Here is a 16,165-nt window from a genome sequence, read left to right on the forward strand (position 1 = left end):
CCGCCGCCCGCCGGGTGGGCCGTCCGCGTCGGCTTGCGAGCCGGACGGCACTGCGACACACAATGGGATCAAAGTGCAGGCGGCTGCATCAAAACGGGTTTGAGCGGGTTCACCTCTGAAATGCCGCGCCGCGACGGGAAGAAGGACTCGTGAGCGTCGAACCTCCGTCATCCGGCCGGGCCAGCGGCCCTCCTTCCGGCCCCCTCTCGGGTTCCTCCCGCCCCCCTTCCGGGCCGCCGCCCACGCAGCCGCCGACCGGCGGCCCCGGGCCCGGGGAGCCGCACCGGCCGTGGTGGAGATCGGTGCCCCGCATGGCAGCGCTCGCCGTCGCCGTCGCCGCCGCCGTGGCCCTCGCGGTGGTCTTCACCCGTCCGGGCGGCGGTGGATCCTCCACCAAGGGCGGCGAGGTGTTCCTTCAGTCCGCCAACAGCGTGGGCCAGAACCCGTTCACGAAGTCGACCGCACAGGAGATCTCCACCCCGGCGACCCCCTCCGCGGAGCCCACCGGCGGGACGGGAGGCGGGGGCGAGCAGGTCCGCGGGGTGCAGGGCGGGGCGCCCGGCCTGTACGGCGGCACCCGGCAGACGGCCAGCTGTGACGTCGAGAAGCAGATCACGTACCTCCGGGCCGACTCGAGCAAGAACCGGGCGTTCGCCGCGACGGCCGGCGTGAAGCCGGCTGACGTCCCCGTCTACCTGCGCTCCCTCACCTCCGTACAGCTGCGCACGGACACCTGGGTGACCAACCACGGGTACCAGGACGGCGCGGCCACCAGCTACCAGTCCGTCCTCCAGGCCGGTACCGCCGTCCTGGTCGACGGGCACGGCGTGCCCCGGGTGCGCTGCGCGTGCGGCAACCCGCTGACCGCGCCGGTCGCCCAGCACACCACGCCCAAGGTCGTGGGGCGGAGCTGGCCCTCGTACCGGCCCGGCGATGTCGTCGTGGTGACGCCGGCACCGCTGCCGGTAAAAGTCTTCACGATCTACGACCCGCACCACCACGAGTGGGTGGGCCGCCACCGCGGCGACGAGCACGGCCGCCGTGACCACCACGTCCAGCCGCCCAGGCACCCGCAGCCGTGGAATCAGCCGGCACCGTGCTCGACGTCCCCGGGCACGACGGGGCGGCCGGGTTCCTCGGCGAAGCCCTGTCCGTCGGCGTCGAAGCGGACCGCCCCGCCGACGTCCTCGGCATCCTCCTCGCCGGCGACGTCGTCCGCCTCGTCCTCCGGGCCGTCCAAGCCCTCGCCCTCCTCGTCGGGGCCGTCGAGAGCCCCGTCGGAGTCGTCGCGTCCCGGGTCTTCCAAGCCTCCGTCGTCGGGGTCGTCGTCCAAGCCGCCGTCCGAGTCGTCCAAGGCCCCGTCGGAGCCGTCCGAGTCGTCCAAGGCCCCGTCGGAGTCGTCGCGCTCCGGGTCTTCCACGCCCCCGTCGTCGGGCTCGTCCAAGCCTCCGTTCTCTTCCTCCTCAAAGTCACGGACGGAGCCGTCCCGGCCCGCGTCCTCGTCGCCGGGGGCGTCGAGGACGCCGTCGCAGTCGTCGCGGACCGAGTCGTCCAATCCGCCGTCCGGGACGGTGACGTCGCCGCGGGGGGAGACGGCCACCGCCCGCTCGTCGGCGCCGGTGCCGGGCTCGCCGCCCGAAACCGTTTCCGTCCCGGTGACCTCAGGGACGGACGGGCAGCCAGCACCGACCTCGCAGCGGACGGAGCGGACGTCGCAGCAGCCGCCGCGGACGTCCGCGCAGCCGCAGGAGTCCCGGCAGCAGCCCGAGGACTCCGATCAGCACCAGGAGGAGTCGGGCGGTTCCCGGTGAGCGGTCCTGGCTCACCGCCCGCCGTGACCTTCACCACTGTGCGCGTTCGGCGAACGTGTCCGGTGGACTGGAGGGCCGGACTCGGGGTACGAGGACTGGTGCAACAGCGACCGGCCGGACCGGGCTTTCGAGAGAGACATATGACCGAGCACCTGGGCGGGGCAGTGATACCGACTGGCTTCGACGTACCCGTGGAGCCGCTGCGGCGTGCGGCGCACTACACCGGCGAACCCGGATGCATCGCAGAAGCCCGCACTTTCGCCTCCCGCTTCCTCCAGCAGCTGCGAAACGAATGGTGCGCGATCGCCGACGGTCGCGCCGACGGTGAACTGCTTTTGATGGTGAGCGAACTGGTCACCAACGCCGACCAGCACAGCAACGGCCCCTACATCCTGGAGCTGGAGGGCACGGACGCCGCCGTCGCCGTGTCCGTGTACGACAGCAGCAGCGCTCTGCCCCGCCGTTTCCCGAAGGACCCCGAGCGTGTCGGGCGGCACGGGCTGGAGATCGTGCACGCCCTTGCCTCGGAGGTCACCGTGGAGCGCGTCCCCGTGGGCAAACGGATCCGCGCCGTCTTCGAGCTGAAATCCTGAGAGCTCTGTGACACTGAGCTGAGGGCTCTGTGACACAGAGCGTCGAGCCGAAACACCGAGGGCTCCGCGAGCCGTACCGGTCGCCCCGAACCGAGCGGTTCGCCCCTGCCGAGCGGCTGGGGGCGTTCCCGGACCGGAGCGCCCCCGCGGTGCCGCGTCAGGCGCAGCCGAGTTCGCCGAGCATCCCCTGCCGCAGCCGGGCGATGATCCGCTTGATCAGCCGCGAGACGTGCATCTGAGAGCACCCGAGCTGCTCCCCGATCTCCGCCTGGGTCGCCTCCTCCACGAACCTCAGGTGAATGATCTGCCGGTCGCGGTCGCTCAGCTCCGCCATCAGCGGGGCGAGCGCGTGGAAGTCCTCGACGAGCCGGAGCCCCTCCTCCTCGACACCGATGAAGTCGGCGAGCACCGCCTCGCCGTCCTCGGCGCCGTCGCCGGTGAGCGCGGCGTCCAGGGACGCGGAGTTGTAGCCGTTGGAGGCAAGCTGGGCCTCGACCACCTGGTCCTCGGGGATGTTCATCAGTGTGGCCAGCTCGGCGACCGTCGGGTCCCGGTCCAGTCGGCTGGACAGCTCCTCGCGTGCCTTGGCCAGCTCGACCCGCAGCTCCTGGAGCCGGCGCGGCACGTGCACGGCCCAGGTGGTGTCCCGGAAGAACCGCTTGATCTCGCCGACGATGTACGGCAGCGCGAAGGAGGTGAACTCGACCTCGCGCGTGAGGTCGAATCGGTCGATGGCCTTGATCAGCCCGATCATGCCGGTCTGGACGATGTCCTCCATGTCGTCGCCACGGCCCCGGAACCGTCCGGCCGCGAACCGCACCAGCGACATGTTCATCTCAATGAGCGTGTTGCGCGCGTACTGGAATTCGTGCGTGCCCTCTTCCAGCTCGGCCAGCCGGTGGAAGAACTGACGGGACAGCTCCCGCGCGTCCCGTGGGGCGACCGACGTCGGGTCGGCGATGCCAGGCAGTGATACCTCGCCCGTCCTGTCCTGCTCGGTCTGTGCGACGACCTCTGCTTCCGACCGGATCCCGGCGGCGGTTTTCATTACCTCTCCCCACGAAGTCACGGTACGACATGTGCCTCTACGGCTTCAGTGTCCGAATTCCCTGGTGCATGCAGCGTTCCTCCGGGTACCCGCTATTCGGGCAGTCATGCCCCGATGGAGCGCTAACCGGGCGGGTACCCCCGGTGACGCCGTGCATGCAGCCGGCACACCGTACTGGCGTGAAACAGCCGGTCGGGCCCGGGGCCGCCGGCCCCCTGTCCCCCTTCGCGCGACACCGGGACCGTGCCCGGGACCCCGCCGCCCGGCCCGTCACCCCTCCCGCAGCTGCCGGAAGAACGCCCGTACGTCGGCGACCAGCAGGTCCGGCTCCTCCATGGCCGCGAAGTGCCCCCCGCGGTCGAACTCCGTCCAGCGCACCAGGTTCTCGGTGCGCTCGGCCTTGTGCCGCAGTGCGATCTGGGGTTCGGCCGGGAACAGGGCGAGCCCGGTCGGGGTGGTCGACGGCTCGGCCGGGCGGGCGCCGCGGCCCGTGGCGTGCGCCCGCTCGTAGTAGATCCGGGCGGACGAGGCGGCCGTGCCGGTCAGCCAGTACAGCATCACGTCGGTCAGCAGCCGGTCCCGGTCGACGGCCTCCTCCGGCAGCTCCCCGCAGTCGCTCCACTCCCGGAACTTCTCGACGATCCAGGCGAGCTGGCCGACGGGCGAGTCCGTCAGGGCGTAGCCGAGGGTGTGCGGCCGGGTCGACTGCAGGACGGCGTACCCGGTGCCCTCGCGGGACCACTCGGCCCAGGCTCGCCATGACCGCAGCGTCCGCTCCCGCTCCTCGGGCCCGAGCGCGGCCAGCTCCTCGGCGGTCGGCTCGGTGGCCGCTTGCGCGCCGGGCAGCAGGTTGAGGTGGACGCCGATGACCCGGTCGGGGTGGGCGCGGCCCAGTTCCCTGGAGATCGCCGCGCCCCAGTCGCCGCCCTGGGCGCCGAACCGCTCGTAGCCGAGCCGGCGCATCAGCTCCGCCCAGGCGTCGGCGACCCGGCCCGCTTCCCAGCCGGGCTCCGTGGTGGGCCCGGACAGCCCGAACCCCGGGATGGTCGGTACGACGACGTGGAAGGCGTCGGCCGGATCCCCGCCGTGTGCCGCCGGGTCGGCGAGCTGTTCGGCCACGTCCCAGAACTCCACGAGCGAGCCCGGCCAGCCGTGGGTCAGCACCAGCGGGGTGGCGTCCGGTTCGGGGGAGCGCAGCTGCGCGAAGTGGATGTGGGCGCCGTCGATCGTGGTGGTGAACTGCGGCCACGCGTTCAGCCGAGCCTCCGCGCGGCGCCAGTCGTACTCGTGCCGCCAGTAGGAGACCAGCTCCCGCAGATAGCCGGCGGGGACTCCGTACTCCCAGCCGGCGCCGGGCAGCTCGGCGGGCCAGCGGGTGCGGTCGAGGCGGTCGTGGAGGTCGTCGAGGTCGCTCTGCGGGACCGAGAGGTGGAAGGGCCGGATGCCGTCGCTGTCGCCGGGCGTGGAGGTCATGATCCGGATGTTAGGCGGAAGCCGCCTCACCCGTCCGGGTGAACCGGTGGAGGGACCGATGAGTTTCGCGCCCGGGAGTGGTCGACACACATGACCGTGTTCCACGCCCTGTTGCCCACCCTCTTCCACGCCCCGGGAGGCGCACATGACCACCGACGGATTCACCACGTGTCTCTGGTTCGACGGCCAGGCGGAGGAGGCCGCGCACCACTACGTCTCGGTCTTCAAGAACTCCAGCATCGGACGCGTCGTCCGGTGGACCGAGTCCGGGCCCGGTCCGGCCGGTTCCGTGCTGACCGTGGAGTTCACGGCCAACGGCCAGAAGTTCGTCGCTCTCAACGGCGGCCCCGAATTCACCTTCGGCGAGGCGATCTCCTTCCAGATCTTCTGCTCCGACCAGCAGGAGATCGACCACTACTGGACGAAACTCACCGAGAACGGCGGCGAGGGCGGCCCCTGCGGCTGGCTCAAGGACAAGTACGGCGTCTCCTGGCAGGTCGTCTACGCCCCGCTCATCGACATGATCGCCGACCCCGACCCGGAGAAGGCCGCGCGCGCCACCCGGGCCATGATGAGCATGGGCAAGCTGGACGCCGCCGCACTGGAGCAGGCATACGCCGGCGACTGACAGGGGTGGTGGCCGGCCGGCCGCCGCCGCGTCACCCGGCCTCGGCGAGGATCTCGGCGATCACGTGCCGGGAGTTCTCGGCCAGGGCCGGGTTGGTGTGCCAGTAGTACGGGAGCTGGATCAGCGAGATGGACAGCGCCCAGCCCCGGCCGCGCGCCCATTGGGCGTCGTCGGCGCCGACAGCCTCGCGGAACGTGTCCCGGGCGGACGCGGGCAGCAGGTTCCAGGCCACGATCAGGTCCACGGCGGGGTCGCCGACCCCGGCGGTGCCGAAATCGATCACAGCACTGAGCCGGCCGCCGTCGACCAGCACGTTCCCGGGAGCCAGGTCCCCGTGGGCCCATAGCGGCCCGGTGTGCTCCGGGGTCCGCAGGGCCTGCTCCCAGCAGGCGGTGACCGCGCCGGTGTCCACCCTCCCGGCCAGCTCGGCGATGGCCGCGCGGGTGGGTTCGGCACGGTCCTTCAGGGGACCGGCCCGGTAGCCGGGCGGCCCGTCCTCCGGTGGGACCCGGCGCAGCGCGCGCACGAACGCCCCGAGATCCTCGGCGAGCCGCTCCGGCTCCGCCACGGCCCCCGCCACCGGGTTACGGCCCTCCAGCCAGCGGTAGACGGCCCAGGGCCACGGGAACTCCTCGTCCGGCCCGCCCACCCCCAGCGGTTCGGGCACCGCCACCGGCAGCAGCGGACCGAGCAGGCCGAGCCAGTGCTGCTCGCGCAGCACGTCCGGCACGGCGGCGGGACGCCGGGGAAGCCGTACCACGAGGTCGGCGCCCAGCCGGAACATGGCGTTCTCGGTCCCGCAGGACGCGAGCCGCCGTACGGGCAGGGCTGCCCACTCCGGGAACCGGCGGGCGATCAGGCGCTGAACCAGCGGGGCGTCGAGGTCGGCCTCGTCCGCGTGCATCCTGCGCGGCTTCTGGCTGTCGAAGGCACTCATCGGAGCCCATCCCAGCGTCTCGACGCCCTCGCTGTCGACGGAATTACGCCGGGCTCAGACCCGGTCGGCCACGATGAGCAGGTACTGGAAGCTGCCGTTGCGGTACGCGGACAGGAAGGTGTCCTCGATCCCCGTGACCAGGTGGTCCGCCTCCTTGCGCAGTTCCCAGTACGGGATGGTGGCCTCCGTCAGGTTCTCGACGTGGACCGGCACCAGCCGGTTCCGGGCCATCGCGCGGAAGTACGCCGACCGCGGATGGATGTCGCAGATGTAGTGCGCGTTGATCAGTGACACCTCACGGGACGCCTGCCCGTAGGTGTCGTTGTAGCAGCCGGTGATCACCACATAGCGTCCGCCGCGGCGCAGCAGCCGGGCGTGCTCGGCGAACAGCAGGTCCAGCTCGACGTACATGGTGGACTCGTTGTTCCAGGACGCCGCGTACGCGCCGGTCTCGAACCCGGTGTCGAGCATGTTGCGGTGGTGGTAGCGCACTTTGTCGCCGATGCCCCGCGCGAGGGCCTGTTCGTTGGCGAAGTCCGCCTGTTTCGTCGAGAGGGTGACCCCGTCGGCGTGGCAGCCGTAGCGCAGATGCGCCACGACGCTGCCGCCGCCCCGGCCGCAGCCGGCGTCGAAGACCCGGTCGGCCGGGGAGAGCGGGCCCAGGTGGGTGGCGAGCAGTTCGGCCTGGGCGTGCTCCAGCCGGTGCAGTTCGGTGGTGATGCGTTCCCGGCGCAGGCCGGCGTCCGGTTCGTCGAGCACCGAGCGGTCGGCCGCCCCGATCCCGTAGTGGTGGTGGTAGAGGTCGTCGATCTTGCCGAGTTCGAGGTTGACCGGGTTCTCCTCGGCGTTCCAGTAGTCGGCGACGCGGCTCTGGTACGTGGACTGGGCCGGCACGGGAACGGATGCGGTCCGGGCGAAGGGCACGGTCGTCAACGGTGACTCCTTGTTGCACATGTGACGGTGTTTCGTTCCGAGAGGCGATGCGGTTACCAGTAGTCGGGCAGGTGGTAGCGGTGGGTGTTGGTGGCGTGCCACTCGTGGTTGCCGGCCACCCAGGCGGCGAGCCCCCGGGCGTAGCGCTCCACGAGGGGCGAGGTGCCCGACAGGAGGGCGGACTCCTGCTCGAAGGCGTCCATGATCCGGTTGTGGATCTCGACGGACTTCAGATAGGCGGCCTTCAGCCCGCAGCGGTCGTTGGCGGCGACCACCTGCGGCAGATTGAGGTGGGTCGGGTCGCCGGCCAGCTCCTTGGTGAAGGAGTACAGGTCGTTGACGACGGTGGTGGCGTTGCAGGCAAGGGCCGTGATCCGCTGGATCTCGGGCCGGGCGTAGACCTGTTCGGGCAGTTCGTAGCCGTCCACCGCGTCGACGATCGACAGACAGGGCCGGAAGTTGTTGAACTGCCGCATCACCAGGTACTCCCAGACCCGGGGCGCGTACCGGGTCTCGGCCCAGGCGGCCTCCGCCAGGTACCCCAGGTGCAGCCGGGCGATGTCGTGCACGAACCGGGCGGTCTGGCTCGGGGTGGCGAAGGCGGCGTAGTCGGCCAGGGCGAAGTGGTAGGAGCGCAGCGGACCGTCGGCCCGTACGCCCTGGCGCCACTCCTCCTCCAGCTCCGGGACGCCGTGGTAAGGGTCGATCGCCGACTGGGCCATGATCAGCCGGCCGCCGAGGCCGCGCCGCGCGCCGCCCCGGCCTTCGTCCTCCTCGCAGTAGCAGGAGTCGACGACGTTCTCGGCGAGCAGCAGCTGGCCGGCGACCGTCAGGCGCTCCAGGTCGAGTGCGCCCGGATGCTGAAGGACGACCGCGCGGCCGAACTGGAAGCCGGAGAAGTCCCCCTTCCACGCCTCCGGGAACAGGTCGAGACCGCGGGCCCAGGTCTCCAGCCGGCGGTCGATCTCGGCGGCCTTCTGCGGGTCGGCGGGAGCGGCCGGCCGGTGGCGCAGTCCGGGAATCGTCCCGGTGCGCCGGTCCCTGCGCATGCTCCGGGCGATGTCGGGGGGGCCGGGCAGCCGGTAGGTGTGCGTCGATGCGCTCATGACGTGCTCCGGTCCGTCACTCGGCCGTCCGGCCGAGCTGGACGTTCTCCAGGATCCCGGCCGCGTCGGGCACCAGGATGGCCAGTGAGTAGTAGGCCGTGACGAGGTAGTTGATGATCGCGGCGGTGTCGATGCCCATGAAGCGGACGTTCAGACCCGGCTGGTACTCCTCGGGAATGCCGGTCTGGTGGAGACCGATCACGCCCTGGTCGGCCTCGCCGGTGCGCAGCGCGATGATGCTGCTGGTGTGGTTCTCGGTGATCGGGATCTTGCTGCACGGGAAGATCGGCACCCCTCGCCAGGCGGGCACCTCGTGCCCGTCCACGCTCGCCGTGCCGGGCACCAGGCCCCGCTTGTTGCACTGCCGGAAGATGGCCGCGATCGCCTTCGGGTGGGCGAGGAAGACCTTCGTCCTGCGCCGCATCGACAGCAGCTCGTCCATGTCGTCCGGCGTCGGCGGTCCGGTGAAGGTGCTGATCCGCTGGCTGTAGTCGACATTGTGCAGAAGCCCGAACTCCCGGTTGTTGACCAGCTCCCACTCCTGCCGCTCGCGGATCTCCTCGACGGTGAGCCTCAGCTGCTGGGCGGTCTGGTCCATCGGGTCGTTGTAGAGGTCGGCCACCCGGGTGTGCACGCGCAGCACGGTCTGGGTGAGTGACAACTCGTACTCGCGCGGGGCCAGTTCGTAGTCGACGAAACCGCCCGGCAGGGTCGGCTCGCCCACATGGCCGGCCTGTACGGGCACCTCCGCCTCGCCCTTGCGGTTCATCGGCCGGTGCTGCCGCTCGACGTACGCCGCCAGGTGGGCCGCGAGGGACGGCGCCCGCTCACTGAACTCCTCCACGACCGCCCAGGGCAGCGCCAGCACCACACCGGCGGTCTCCGCCCGGACGGAGGTCAGCCACAGCGGATCGGACTGGCCGACCGCCTCGTCGCCCATCTGGTCGCCGCCCGTGACGACGCCGACGATCTCCTCGGCGCCGTACTTTCCCTCGGCATAGCGCGTGAAGCGTCCGTGTGCCACGAGGTATGCCTCGGTGACCGGCTGTCCCGCCTCGAACAGCACCTGGCCGGGGCGTACCTCCCGCGGCTGGAAGCGGGTGGCGATCTCCCGCAGTACCTCCATGTCGGAGTAGCCGCGCAGGATCGGCAGCTCGGTCAGTGTCTCCGGGACGACCCGGATGTCGTCGGCGCCGTTCTGCTCGAAGTGCACGCGTCCGCGACCGGTGCGCAGTTGCAGACGCCGGTTGACCCGGTAGGCGCCGCCTTTGACGTCGACCCACGGCAGGGTCTTCAGCAGCCACCGTGAGGTGATGGCCTGCATCTGCGGTTCGGACTTGGTGGTGGTGGTGAGCTGCCGGGCCGCCCGGGTGCTCAGGCTGGTGAGCGGGGCGTCTGCCGGGGGCCCGGGATCGGGTTCGTCGACTGCGGAACCGATGGCGATGTCCGGAGTGGACACATTCCCTCCTGCGGAGAGGCGGACAGGGGTGATGTGGATCGGTCGGCGGTGCGCAGGGTGGCGGCGCGCTCGGACCAGCCAAACAGCGCGCGCGATGTCCCGGTACAGCGTGAAAGGGGCGGTCTCGATCACTGTGTGGCGTAAACACCCCGTTGAGAGTGTTCTGTGCGGGGTGGGGTGATCGCGCGCCGGTGTTTCGCCCCCGTACCCCTGGGGCGCCCGGGTTTTCGGCCCTCGGCTTCGGCGCGCGGCGGGACCGCGGGGTGACTAGCGTGATGTAGCGGGACCATCCAGTTGACCGAGAGGGCTCCGACCATGGCCGTGCAACCCGAGGGAACGCCCTGTTGGGCCGATGCGATGTTCAGCGACGTCGAGGGAGCGAAGAGGTTCTACGGCGACGTCCTCGGCTGGACCTTCGGCGAGTCGTCGTCGGAGTACGGCAACTACACCCAGGCATACGTGCACGGCAAGGCCGTAGCGGCCGTCGTCCCGCCCATGCCCGGCCAGGAGGGCCAGTCGCAGTGGTGCCTGTACCTCGCCTCGCCGGACGCCGCCGCCACCGCGGAGAGGATCCGGGAGAACGGCGGCGAGGTGCTGATGGAGCCGATGCAGGTCGGCGAGTTCGGCACGATGTGCCTGGCCCGGGAGCCCAGCGGGGCGGTGTTCGGGGTGTGGCAGGCGGGCACCCACGAGGGCTTCGAGGCGATGGCCACGCCCGGCGCCTACTGCTGGGCGGAGGTGTTCACCCGTGAGCCCGAGCAGGCGGACGCGTTCCTCTCCGCCGTCTTCCCGTACCGGATGAAGGAGATCGAGGACGACGCGGTGGACTTCCGGATGTTCGACATCGGCGAGGACACGGTCCTCGGCCGGATGCGGATGACCGACGACTTCCCGCCCGAGGTGCCCTCGTACGTCAACGTCTACTTCACCGTCGACGACTGCGACGCGGCCGTCGACCGGGCGACCAAGCTCGGCGGGGTCCTTCGGTTCGGGCCGATGAGCAGCCCCTTCGGCCGGTTCGCGGCGCTCAGCGACCCGCAGGGGGCGAACTTCTCGGTGATCGACATCACGACCACCGAGGGCGAGATGCCCGCGATCAAGGACGTATGACCGGTCCGGAACAGCTCTCCTGCGCGGTCGTGGCATGATCGAGCACATGCGTGAACGTGTGGTGGCCGCGTGCGACGGGGCTTCGAAGGGAAACCCCGGGCCGGCCGGATGGGCATGGGTGGTCTCGGACGACGACGAGCGGACCCCCGCCCGCTGGGCGGCGGGCCCGCTCGGCCGGGCCACCAACAACGTCGCCGAACTGACGGCTCTGGAGCGGCTGCTCGCGGCCGTCGACCCGGACGTGCCGCTGGAGATCCGGATGGACTCCCAGTACGCGATGAAGGCCGTCACCACCTGGCTGCCCGGCTGGAAGCGCAACGGCTGGAAGACGGCCGCCGGCAAGCCCGTGGCCAACCAGGACCTGGTCGTCCGCATCGACGAACTCCTCGACGGCCGGTCGGTGGAGTTCCGCTACGTTCCCGCCCACCAGGTCGACGGCGACCCGCTGAACGACTTCGCCGACCGCGCGGCCAGCCAGGCGGCCTCCGTCCAGGAACCGGCCGGCAGCGCGCTCGGCTCGGCGCAACCCCCGCCGTCGCCGGACACCCCGAAGGCGGCCGGGGCGCCCCGCCGGAAGGCACCCCGCACCGGCGGTACCGCGTCCTCCCGCACCATCAAGGCGAAGTTCCCCGGCCGTTGCCTGTGCGGCCGGTCGTACGCGGCCGGCGAGAAGATCGCCAAGAACGCGCAGGGCTGGGGCCATCCGGAGTGCGCCACCGCCGGGGCCTGATCAGACGTCGAACGTGTAGTGCCTGGTGTGGTCGAGCAGGTCCGCCGGGCGCACGTCGTTCCACGGCTTCATCGTGTCGTCGAGGTCCACCACGTCCGGCGTGCCGCCCGTCGGCACGTAGGAGGCACCCGGGTGCCGGCGCTGCCACTCCGCCCACAGCTTGTCGACGTAGGCGTGGTGCAGCCAGAACACCGGGTCGTTGGGGGAGACACCGGTGCCCATCTGCCCGCCGACCCAGACGTGCACCCGGTTGTGCAGGTTGACCCCGCGCCAGCCCTCCAGGTGGTTGCGGAAACCGTCCGAGGCGCTGTTGTACGGCGCCATGTCGTACGTCGCCATCGACAGCACCGACTCCACCTCGGCGCGCGTCGGCAGCTCACGCACGCCGGTGCCGAGGGAGCGGCGCAGGAACGTACGGCCGTCGACGCGCACGTTGATCGGCCAGGCGCCCGCGGACGCGGCGAACGGGCCGTCCATCACCCGGCCGTCGGAGCTGCGCCCGGTGCCGCCGAGGAAGTCCGGCGCCCACAGCGAGGCACGCACCGTGCGGTCGGTGCTCCAGTCCCAGTAGGGCAGCGCGACGGAGGAGTCCACGGACTGCAGTGCCTGTTCGAAGTCGAGCAGGAATCTGCGGTGCCAGGGCAGGAAGGAGGGGGAGCGGTGGCCGGTCCGCTCGCCGCTGTCGGTGTCCGACATGATGAACTCGTTGTGCGTGCGGACGAACTCGTCATAGCGCCCGTTGCGCTTGAGCTCCAGGAGGGCGGCGACGAACCGCCGCTTCTCGTCGGCGGTCAGGGTGGCCTGGTTCTTGCGTACGGTCATGGTGCGCGGTGCTCCGGAAGTCCTTGCGAGGGCGGTCAGTTGGTGGGGAACGGCAGCAGCTGTGCGCCCTGTAGCTCGTCCACCGCGGCACGGGCCGCGGCGCGCGGGGTGGCCACCGGGTCGTAGTGGCTGACGACGCTGATCCAGGTACCGTCCGCGTTCTGCATCACGTGCAGCTGCACGCCGTCGACGAACACCTCGTACCCGCCGCCGTGTCCGTGGTGGTGTCCACCGCCGCTCGCCGGGCCGCCCGCTATGCGGCGGCCCTTGTAGACCTCGTCGAACGAGTCGGCCATGGTGTGGTCGTGGTGGCCGGCGGCCGACGCGGCGGGCGCGGCGAGGGCGACGGCCGAGGCCGTCGCGGCGACGGCGGCTGCCGTGGTGAGCGCGCGGCGCCGGGTGATGTCGGGCATGCGGGTCCTCCTGAACAGTGGTCCGGTGTGACCCCGCATGCCTATCGGGATGTCATGGAGCGGAAGAAATCGCCCGGAACCGGTTGGCTGCGATCCGGACAATTGGTTAATTGTCCTACAGAGTTGAACCAAGATGATCTTGCTGCGCGGAGGTGCCGGTTCACCCCGGAACGGGGAATTCCTTGCCGGGCCGCCCGGGTTTCCGATGATCCTTTCCGGCTGGCGCCCGCCCGAGTGGCGTGGCTCACCGCGACAAGCTGACGCGATCGGGCGGGCCGACACCCTGCTACCTGCCGGTGCCGATCGACCACGTCGGGTGACTGTCAGGGGTGTACACGTGAAGGTCGTCTGTGTCGGAGGCGGGCCCGCCGGCCTCTACCTCGCCATCCTGCTCAAGCGGCATCCAGAGCGCGGCCCGCTACAGCTCCCAGTGGTACGAGAACCTGCCCCCCTACATCCAGCTGCCCCCGCATCGGATGTTCGCCCTGCTCGGCCGGCGTCACTCGCCCCTGCTGCCGTACGTCCCGCCGCAGCTGTACTACGGCCTCGACAAGGCGGCCGGCCGGCTGGAACCGCTGCGCAGGCTCAAGCGCTGGCTCGGCCCCCGCGCGGCCCGCGCCCTGCACGCCCGCCGGCGGTAGCGCGCTCCTGGAGCACCACCCGGCCTGAGCCGTCACCCGCGCCCGCGGCACGGTTGGTGAATGGGCATTCACTCGATACAGTGAATTGTTATTCACCTCCAATCCGTGCCGCCCGCAGGAGCGCCGATGGATCAGCCAGCCCCGATATCCCCGCCGCCCGGCACCGGTCCGCAGGCGCCCCGGCTGCGCGACCGGCTCACCATTCCGGTGCTGGCGTCGGGCGGCATCCTCATGGCGGTCATGCAGACCGTGGTCGTCCCCCTGCTCCCCGACCTGCCCCGGCTCACCGGCGCCTCGGCCGCGACCGTCTCCTGGACGGTCACCGCGACCCTGCTCTCCGGCGCCGTCCTCACCCCCGTGCTCGGCCGGGCCGGCGACATGTACGGCAAGCGCAGGGTGCTCACCGCCGCACTCGCCCTGATGACCGTCGGATCCGTCATGTGCGCGCTCTCCTCCGACATCGGCGTGCTCATCGCCGCCCGCGCGCTCCAGGGCGCCGCCGCCTCCGTCGTCCCGCTCGCCATCAGCATCCTGCGCGACGAACTCCCGCCGGAGCGCCGGGGTTCGGCGGTGGCACTGATGAGTTCCACCGTCGGCATCGGCGCCGCGCTCGGCCTGCCGCTCGCCGCGCTGGTCGTGCAGTACGCCGACTGGCACACCATGTTCTGGCTGACCAGCGCCCTCGGCGCGGCGGGCGTCGCGGCGACCTGGTGGGCGGTGAAGGAGTCGCCGGTGCGCGAGCCCGGACGGTTCGACGTCCTCGGCGCGCTCGGCCTTGCGGCCGGGCTGGTCTGCCTGCTGCTCGGCGTCTCCCAGGGCGGCACCTGGGGCTGGGGGAGCGCCCGGGTCCTCGGACTCTTCCTCGGCTCCGTGGTCGTCCTCGCCCTGTGGTGGTGGCACCAGCTGCGCACCGCACGGCCGCTGGTCGACCTGCGCCTGGTCAGCCGGCCCCGGGTGGGCCTGTCCCATGTGGCGGCCCTGCTGACCGGGTTCGCCTTCTACGCCAATTCCCTGGTCACCGCCCAGCTGGTGCAGGCACCGAAGGCCACCGGGTACGGGCTCGGCCTGTCCATCGTCGCCACCGGACTCTGCCTGCTGCCCGGCGGCGTCACCATGCTGCTGTTCTCGCCGCTGTCAGCCCGTATCTCGGCCGCGCGCGGCCCGCGGATCACGCTCGCGCTGGGTGCCGCCGTCATCGCCTGCGGGTACGCGCTGCGCATCGCCGACAGTCGCGACCTGTGGATGATCATCCTCGGGGCCACGGTGGTGGCGACCGGCACGACGCTCGCCTACTCGGCGCTGCCGACCCTCATCCTGCGCGCCGTACCGGCCGCCCAGACCGCGTCCGCCAACGGCGTCAACGTCCTCATGCGCACCATCGGCCAGGCCGTCTCCAGCGCGGCCGTCGCAGCCGTCCTCGTCCATCACAGCAGCCTCCTCGGCGGTGTCCCCTTGCCCACCCTCCACGGCTACCAGCTCGCCTTCACCGTCGCGGGTGTCGTCGCCCTCGCGGCCTGCGCGGCGGCCCTGTCCATCCCGGGCGACGGCGACGCCGGCCCCACCCGCAGGGACCGGGGCGCCACCCGGGGCGCACGCGACGAGGCGCTGGAGGGAGCGTGAGGACCCCGGCGGCGGAGGGAACGTGAGGACCCCGGCGCTGGAGGGAGCGTGAGGAGCGGAGGGAACGTGATATGGCGGAGGGAGCATGAGGACCATGAGCACGCCACCCGGTCAGGTGCCCGCCCCCGCACGCCGGGACGCCGAGGCCACCAAGGACGCCATCCTGAAGGCCGCGCGCTTCCTCCTGGCCCGGCACGCGCACGCCGACATCACCCTCAAGGCCGTAGCCGACCGGGCCGGTGTCAGCCCGCCGCTGATCCTGAAGTACTTCGGCAACAAGGACGCCCTCTTCGCCCGCGTGATGTCCTTCGACACCGACGCCGACGACCTGCTGGACGCCCCGCTGGACGACCTCGGCCGGCACATGGTCCGGCACGTGCTGTCCAGCCAGCGCGAGCGGGGCGCCGACCCGCTGCTGCGCATCGCCTTCGCCCCGCTGCACGGCGACCACGGCGACGTGCTGCGCGCCAACTTCCGCGCCCAGGTGACCGAACGCCTCGCCGCCCGGCTCACCGGCCCCGACGCCGGCCTGCGCGCCGAACTGGCGGTCGCCGCCCTCGTCGGCCTCGGGGTGATGTACGGCATCGCCCGCGGACCGCACCTGCGCGATACCGACGCCGACGCCGTCGCCGACCGCTACGGGCCCGCCGTACAGGCGCAGCTGACGCCCGGCGGCCGGCTCACCCCGTGACGTCGGGGCCGGTCGGCTCACCCCGTGATGTGGGGGCCGGGCGGCTCACCCCGTGATGCGGCTCACCCGGTGACGTCGGGACCGGTCGGCAGGGCCCCGGAGGACCGGCCGGTCCCGGGACGGACCCGGCGGAACGGCCGGCTCCGCGGG

General features: G+C 71.6%; 14 protein-coding genes and 2 pseudogenes. 8 read left to right on the top strand and 8 right to left on the bottom strand.

The window, feature by feature from the left end; all coding sequences use genetic code 11:
- Positions 1-149: 149 nt before the first annotated feature.
- Positions 150-1,367 (top strand): annotated as a pseudogene (locus tag ACIGYR_RS14010) (DUF6777 domain-containing protein); the annotation flags it as partial.
- A 584-nt stretch (positions 1,368-1,951) separates the two neighbouring features.
- Positions 1,952-2,404 (top strand): ATP-binding protein, encoded by a 453-nt coding sequence (locus ACIGYR_RS14015; protein ID WP_391847846.1) that lies wholly within the window; start codon positions 1,952-1,954, stop codon positions 2,402-2,404.
- Between the two features lie 157 nt (positions 2,405-2,561).
- On the opposite strand, the gene ACIGYR_RS14020 is transcribed toward ACIGYR_RS14015, so the two are convergent.
- Together ACIGYR_RS14020 and ACIGYR_RS14025 are read right to left on the bottom strand one after the other, a co-directional pair.
- Positions 2,562-3,452 carry an RNA polymerase sigma factor SigF gene (locus ACIGYR_RS14020; protein ID WP_399598846.1) on the bottom strand — a complete coding sequence of 297 codons (891 nt, stop codon included), beginning with the start codon at positions 3,450-3,452 and terminating at the stop codon, positions 2,562-2,564.
- 270 nt (positions 3,453-3,722) lie between these two features.
- Complete coding sequence (locus ACIGYR_RS14025; protein WP_399598849.1) at positions 3,723-4,925, bottom strand: epoxide hydrolase family protein; 1,203 nt, start codon at positions 4,923-4,925, stop codon at positions 3,723-3,725.
- 145 nt (positions 4,926-5,070) lie between these two features.
- Between ACIGYR_RS14025 and ACIGYR_RS14030 the strand changes: the two genes are divergently transcribed.
- The gene (locus ACIGYR_RS14030) at positions 5,071-5,553 is read left to right on the top strand and encodes a VOC family protein (RefSeq protein ID WP_399598851.1); all 483 of its coding nucleotides are present in this window, start codon (positions 5,071-5,073) and stop codon (positions 5,551-5,553) included.
- A 31-nt stretch (positions 5,554-5,584) separates the two neighbouring features.
- Here ACIGYR_RS14030 and ACIGYR_RS14035 read toward each other — a convergent pair whose 3' ends face one another.
- The 4 genes from ACIGYR_RS14035 to ACIGYR_RS14050 are packed head-to-tail and all read right to left on the bottom strand — an operon-like array spanning position 5,585 to position 9,988.
- Positions 5,585-6,490, bottom strand: coding sequence for an aminoglycoside phosphotransferase family protein (locus ACIGYR_RS14035; protein ID WP_399598854.1), 906 nt, complete (start codon positions 6,488-6,490; stop codon positions 5,585-5,587).
- A gap of 54 nt (positions 6,491-6,544) precedes the next feature.
- Entirely contained in the window at positions 6,545-7,423 is an 879-nt protein-coding gene (locus tag ACIGYR_RS14040; protein WP_399598857.1) for a geranyl diphosphate 2-C-methyltransferase, read from the bottom strand.
- A gap of 53 nt (positions 7,424-7,476) precedes the next feature.
- The gene (locus ACIGYR_RS14045; protein ID WP_399598860.1) at positions 7,477-8,529 is read right to left on the bottom strand and encodes a family 2 encapsulin nanocompartment cargo protein terpene cyclase; all 1,053 of its coding nucleotides are present in this window, start codon (positions 8,527-8,529) and stop codon (positions 7,477-7,479) included.
- Between the two features lie 16 nt (positions 8,530-8,545).
- Positions 8,546-9,988 carry a family 2B encapsulin nanocompartment shell protein gene (locus tag ACIGYR_RS14050; protein WP_399598863.1) on the bottom strand — a complete coding sequence of 481 codons (1,443 nt, stop codon included), beginning with the start codon at positions 9,986-9,988 and terminating at the stop codon, positions 8,546-8,548.
- Between the two features lie 315 nt (positions 9,989-10,303).
- Between ACIGYR_RS14050 and ACIGYR_RS14055 the strand changes: the two genes are divergently transcribed.
- On the top strand, positions 10,304-11,098 hold the full coding sequence (locus ACIGYR_RS14055) for a VOC family protein (RefSeq protein WP_391847854.1): 795 nt from the start codon (positions 10,304-10,306) through the stop codon (positions 11,096-11,098).
- A gap of 34 nt (positions 11,099-11,132) precedes the next feature.
- Positions 11,133-11,828: a ribonuclease H gene (locus ACIGYR_RS14060; protein ID WP_391847855.1), complete on the top strand. Its 696-nt coding sequence runs from the start codon at positions 11,133-11,135 to the stop codon at positions 11,826-11,828.
- On the opposite strand, the gene ACIGYR_RS14065 is transcribed toward ACIGYR_RS14060, so the two are convergent.
- The gene (locus ACIGYR_RS14065) at positions 11,829-12,650 is read right to left on the bottom strand and encodes a tyrosinase family protein (RefSeq protein ID WP_399598865.1); all 822 of its coding nucleotides are present in this window, start codon (positions 12,648-12,650) and stop codon (positions 11,829-11,831) included. It abuts the gene before it with no gap.
- Positions 12,651-12,685: 35 nt separating this feature from the next.
- The gene (locus ACIGYR_RS14070; RefSeq protein WP_391847857.1) at positions 12,686-13,063 is read right to left on the bottom strand and encodes a tyrosinase cofactor; all 378 of its coding nucleotides are present in this window, start codon (positions 13,061-13,063) and stop codon (positions 12,686-12,688) included.
- Positions 13,064-13,464: 401 nt separating this feature from the next.
- On the opposite strand from ACIGYR_RS14070, the pseudogene ACIGYR_RS14075 reads away from it, so the two are divergent.
- From ACIGYR_RS14075 to ACIGYR_RS14085, 3 genes and pseudogenes are all read left to right on the top strand, one after another.
- Positions 13,465-13,704: pseudogene (locus ACIGYR_RS14075) on the top strand (FAD-binding monooxygenase); the annotation flags it as partial.
- Positions 13,705-13,830: 126 nt separating this feature from the next.
- A complete protein-coding gene (locus tag ACIGYR_RS14080) occupies positions 13,831-15,324 on the top strand; it encodes an MFS transporter (RefSeq protein ID WP_399598869.1) in 1,494 nt (497 codons plus the stop codon).
- 85 nt (positions 15,325-15,409) lie between these two features.
- Positions 15,410-16,015: a TetR family transcriptional regulator gene (locus ACIGYR_RS14085; protein WP_391847859.1), complete on the top strand. Its 606-nt coding sequence runs from the start codon at positions 15,410-15,412 to the stop codon at positions 16,013-16,015.
- Positions 16,016-16,165 lie beyond the last annotated feature (150 nt).

Source organism: Streptomyces sp. NPDC053076 (assembly GCF_044546845.1).
Taxonomy (GTDB): domain Bacteria; phylum Actinomycetota; class Actinomycetes; order Streptomycetales; family Streptomycetaceae; genus Streptomyces.